Annotated in this window: 5 protein-coding genes; all 5 read left to right on the plus strand. The window is 55.0% G+C overall.

Annotation, left to right across the window (positions count from 1 at the left end; all coding sequences use genetic code 11):
- The first annotated feature begins 45 nt into the window (after nt 1-45).
- Genes B3W37_RS00605 through B3W37_RS00625 form a run of 5 tightly spaced genes read left to right on the plus strand, consistent with a single transcriptional unit; the run spans nt 46 to nt 4527 of the window.
- Nucleotides 46-489, plus strand: coding sequence for a 4Fe-4S dicluster domain-containing protein (locus B3W37_RS00605; RefSeq protein WP_481041503.1), 444 nt, complete (start codon nt 46-48; stop codon nt 487-489).
- Nucleotides 486-1739, plus strand: a complete 1254-nt coding sequence (locus tag B3W37_RS00610) for an NAD(P)/FAD-dependent oxidoreductase (RefSeq protein ID WP_483174479.1) — start codon at nt 486-488, stop codon at nt 1737-1739. Before B3W37_RS00605 ends, B3W37_RS00610 begins: the two co-directional genes overlap by 4 nt.
- On the plus strand, nt 1714-2454 hold the full coding sequence (locus B3W37_RS00615) for a GltB/FmdC/FwdC-like GXGXG domain-containing protein (protein WP_483174480.1): 741 nt from the start codon (nt 1714-1716) through the stop codon (nt 2452-2454). The genes B3W37_RS00610 and B3W37_RS00615 overlap by 26 nt, the downstream gene beginning before the upstream one ends.
- A gap of 59 nt (nt 2455-2513) precedes the next feature.
- On the plus strand, nt 2514-3347 hold the full coding sequence (gene dapF, locus B3W37_RS00620; protein ID WP_483169797.1) for a diaminopimelate epimerase: 834 nt from the start codon (nt 2514-2516) through the stop codon (nt 3345-3347).
- A 22-nt stretch (nt 3348-3369) separates the two neighbouring features.
- Complete coding sequence (locus B3W37_RS00625) at nt 3370-4527, plus strand: LL-diaminopimelate aminotransferase (protein ID WP_483174481.1); 1158 nt, start codon at nt 3370-3372, stop codon at nt 4525-4527.
- The last annotated feature ends 8 nt before the right edge of the window (nt 4528-4535 follow it).

Below are 4535 nucleotides of genomic sequence, written 5' to 3' on the forward strand. Positions count from 1 at the left end.
TGGAGTTGTTGGGCGTAACGGCGGCTGGAGATTAGGGGGATTTACATGAAGGTACAGAATAATTCCGAATACTGCCTGGGCTGCGGGCTGTGCCAGGTGTACTGCGCAGCCGCCCATGACGGTTACAACGGCAATGTGATTAAGGCCTTTAAAAAGGGAACCCCCCAGGCCCGGGCGGGTTTGATCAAAAAGAATCATGAATCCTGGATCAATACCTGCAGGCATTGCCAGGATGCCCCCTGCATCAATGCCTGCATCACCGGCGCACTACAGAAGGATGAAAAAGGCACCGTGTTTATTGACAGCCAGCGCTGTGTGGGCTGCTTCACCTGTGTAATGGTGTGCCCTTTTGGACATATACAGCCTTCCCGGGATTCTTCCCGGGCCATAAAATGCGATCTGTGCCGCGGCTTGTCCGGGACGCCTGCCTGTGTGGCTTTCTGTCCCAACGGCGCACTAAGACTGGCAGAGGAGGTGGATAGACCGTGAGATACGTTATAATAGGCAATTGCATCGCAGCGGCGGGGGCGGGAGAAGGCATCCGCAGCGCCGACCAGAAGGGAGAAATCACGATAATCGACGGGGAAAAGCGCGGTTGCTACACCCGCCCCTTGATAAGCTATCTCCTGGCGGGCAGCAAACCGTCTTCTCTGCTGTATTACCGCCCCGAGGAATTCTTTGCCCAGCAACAGGCCCGGGTAATAGCCGGCCGGGCAGTCAGGATCGATCCAGCCGAAGGCCAGGTTGTGCTGGAAGACGGCAGGAGCGTTGATTACGACCGCCTGCTCCTGGCTACCGGAGCCAGTCCGGTGATACCCGGCCTGCCCGGCATAGAACAGCCCTGGGTAAAAACCCTGTACACCTGGAAAGATGCCGAGGAAATTGAGGCCCTGATCGAAGCGGGAGGTACGGCCGTAGTCCTGGGAAGCGGACTGATCGGCATAAAAGCCGCTGAAGCCCTGCATCAGCGGAATATGAAAGTGGTGATAGTGGAGAAGCAGGAACAGATACTGCCCCGTTTATTGAGCCCCTGGAGCGCAACAGCAGCGACCCGGCATCTGGAAGAACAGGGCATACAGGTGCTGACCGGGCGCGAGGCCATGTCCATAACGGAACAGCATCAGGTCGAGCTGGATAACGGCGTTAAAATACCGGCCCAGCTGGTGATAGTGGCAGTGGGCACCCGGCCCAATCAAGCCCTGGCCCGGGATGCCGGACTGGAAACCGGACAGGGTATTATTGTAAACCGGCATCTGCAAACTTCAAACCCCAATATATGGGCAGCCGGGGATGTCATAGAGACCCGCAATATCTTGAGCGGAACTGCTGAGGTGATGGCTCTTTTGCCCCTGGCCCATCTGGAAGGCTACCTGGCGGGGTGCAATATGGCCGGCAAGTCTGCCAATTATCCCGGGGGGATATTTTTGAATGCGGTTCATTTTATGGGAATGCACATCATAGCTGCGGGCGACCCTAATAGCAGCGGCACAGTGCTGAACTGGCAAGAAGGGCAAAGCTCTCTGGAGCTGACCATCGACGGAGAATACCTGGTGCGGTATATCTCCATCAATATTCCCGGCATAACCGGACCGCTGACAGCCATAACCGAAAAACAGATGAAGATCGCGGCAGGGGAGTGGCAAGAATTTATCAAACAACCCTCCATAGCCAACCTGCCGGCGGCTTATCTGGCAGAGACAAGGAGGTGGGAGGATGATGGCAGTCTTCGATGCGGTTGATTACGACCAGCATTCACTCCTGGAGGCCTTGAAGGCCAGCCCCGATCAGGAGATCGAGGTATTGAACCTCAATGGCCACCGATACCTGGGCTGCGGTTGGAAGAATAGCAAGAGATTGGTATTGCGCGGCACTGCCGGAAACAACCTGGGGGCTTTCGCTGATGGACCCACTATTTTGCTCTATGGCAACGGGCAGGAAGGGGTCGGAAATACCATGAGCGACGGCGAAATCGTAGTATACGGCCGGGTGGGCGATATCGCCGGCTACGGCATGCGCGGCGGGGGTCTGTATATCAGGGATGATGCCGGATACCGCCTGGGGATACACATGAAGGCTTATCAGGATAAGCGCCCCGTCATTGTAGTGGGCGGCCAGGCCGGGGCTTTTGTGGGGGAATATATGGCCGGGGGCACCATTATCGTTCTGGGTGTTAACGGCTCCAATCGAAGCCTGATCGGGCCATATTGCGGAACCGGCATGTATGAAGGCGAAATCTATATGCGCGGCGAGGTCCCCCGGAGGCACCTGGCAGAAAATACTAAAACTGAAGTCCTGCATGGAGAAAAAGATTTACAGAGCATATTGCCTTATCTGATGCGATTCGCGGCGCATTTTTCATACGATATAGATCTCATTCTGGCGGAACCCTTTATCCGTTTAACAGCTGTGGATAAGCGCATCTTCTCCCATATGTATACCGGGTTTACGGGCTAGGACCTGACTGTAGAGACTAAATAGGCACATTGAACACAGGTGGTGAAGGAGGAAACCATATGGAATTTGTGAAAATGCATGGTCTGGGCAATGATTTTATTGTTGTAGAAGCCGCTTCTTTCGAGGATGCGGCCTGCTACCAGGCCGTGAGCGCAGCCTGGTGTGAACGCCATTTTGGGATTGGAGCCGATGGCATTCTGGTTACCGGGCAGGATTCCCGGGCAGACATATTCATGCGCATATTCAACCCCGACGGGTCGGAAGCTGAGATGTGCGGAAACGGCATCCGCTGCATAGCTTTGTATGCCCGTAAGGCGGGGCTGGTCGACCAAGATGCTTTTGCGGTGAAGACCCTGGCTGGAAACCGCCTGATACGCATTGTATCAGATGAAGCGGTGCGGGTAGACATGGGCCGTCCCATTCTGGAACGTCCTCTCATTCCGGTACAGGGAGAAGGCAGCAACCTGGATATCCCGGTAAATTCCTATGGTGAGTGGTTCAAGGTCAATGCCGTATCCATGGGCAACCCCCATGCCATCATTTTTACGGAGGATGTCAGCCAGGTGCCCCTGGCACAGTGGGGGGCCAATCTGGAGAGACATCCCATCTTTCCGGCAGCCACCAATGTAGAGTTCGTCGAGGTCAAGGGCAGTTCCGAGATCATCGTCAGGGTGTGGGAACGCGGGGCCGGTGTCACCCTGGCCTGCGGAACCGGCGCCTGTGCTTCGGTGGTGGCCGCACATCTGCAAGGCCACACCGGACGCGAGGTTCTGGTGCACCTGCCCGGGGGCGACCTTTTAATAGAATGGAACCGAAATGATGACCATGTCTACATGACCGGGCCCGCCCAGGCGGTATTCAGGGGCATTATCGGCGACGACAGTAATGTTTGAGGCTAAGGAGGAGTGATTTATTATGAAAGCGAACCAGGCTATGCAAAACCTGCCCCCTTATCTGTTCGCCCGCATCGAAAAAAAGATCGAAGAGGCCCGGGAGCGGGGCATAGATGTCATCAATTTGGGGATTGGGGATCCTGACCAGCCCACTCCCCAGCACATCATAGACGTTATGGCCCAATCGATTAATGACAGCCCCAACCATCAGTATCCCAGCTCAGCAGGGCTGCTGCGCTACCGCGAGGCCGTAGCCGGATGGTATGGAAGGCGCTTCGGGGTGCAACTGGATCCTAAAACGGAAGTGGTGTCACTTCTGGGCTCCAAAGAAGGCATCGCTCATATATCCTTTGCTTATCTGGATCCAGGGGATATCAACCTGGTTCCTGATCCAGGCTACCCGGTATACGCTATCGGCACTCAGCTGGCCGGAGGCAATCCCTTTGTGATGCCTTTGCATGAAGAAAAGGGTTACCTGCCCGTTCTGGAGGATATTCCGGCCCATGTAGCCAGGGAGTCTAAACTCATGTTTATCAACTATCCCAACAACCCCACCGGAGCGGTGGCGGATATTGGTTTTTACCATAAGGTCATCGAATTTGCAAGAGCTTACGATATTCTGGTGTGCCATGATGCGGCTTATTCCGAACTGGCTTATGATGGCTACCAGGCCCCCAGTTTTCTACAATTGCCCCAGGCCAAAGAAGTGGGGGTTGAATTCCACTCCCTCTCCAAAACCTACAACATGACCGGATGGAGGATAGGCTGGATGGCGGGCAACAGAGATGCGGTGGAAGTGATGGGGCGCTTCAAATCCAACGTGGATTCGGGTGTTTTCCAGGCCATACAGTATGCCGGGATAGCTGCTTTGGAAGGTCCTCAAGACGCCGTGGCGGAACTGCAGCAAATGTACCAGGAGCGCCGTGATGCGGCAGCGGAAGGTATGAAGCAATTGGGCTGGAAATTCAGGCCCCCCCTGGGCAGCTTCTATATGTGGGTCAAGGTGCCTGCTGATTATACATCGGCTGAATATTGTGAAATGATTTTGGAAAAAGCCCAGGTCATCCTCACCCCCGGAAACGGCTACGGACAGTACGGGGAAGGTTATTTCCGGATTGCTCTTACCGTGGACACCTCCAGGATCATTGAAGCCTTTAAGCGCATAAAAGCCATAAGCTGAACCGAAGG

It is taken from the genome of Syntrophomonas sp. UBA5494 (assembly GCF_002426325.1).

What these genes read in the sequence shown, in the direction of transcription:
- B3W37_RS00625 (WP_483174481.1), top strand. Translation starts at nt 3,370, where the DNA reads ATGAAAGCGAACCAGGCTATGCAAAACCTGCCCCCTTATCTGTTCGCC.
- B3W37_RS00615 (WP_483174480.1), top strand. Translation starts at nt 1,714, where the DNA reads ATGATGGCAGTCTTCGATGCGGTTGATTACGACCAGCATTCACTCCTG.
- dapF (WP_483169797.1), top strand. Translation starts at nt 2,514, where the DNA reads ATGGAATTTGTGAAAATGCATGGTCTGGGCAATGATTTTATTGTTGTA.
- B3W37_RS00605 (WP_481041503.1), top strand. Translation starts at nt 46, where the DNA reads ATGAAGGTACAGAATAATTCCGAATACTGCCTGGGCTGCGGGCTGTGC.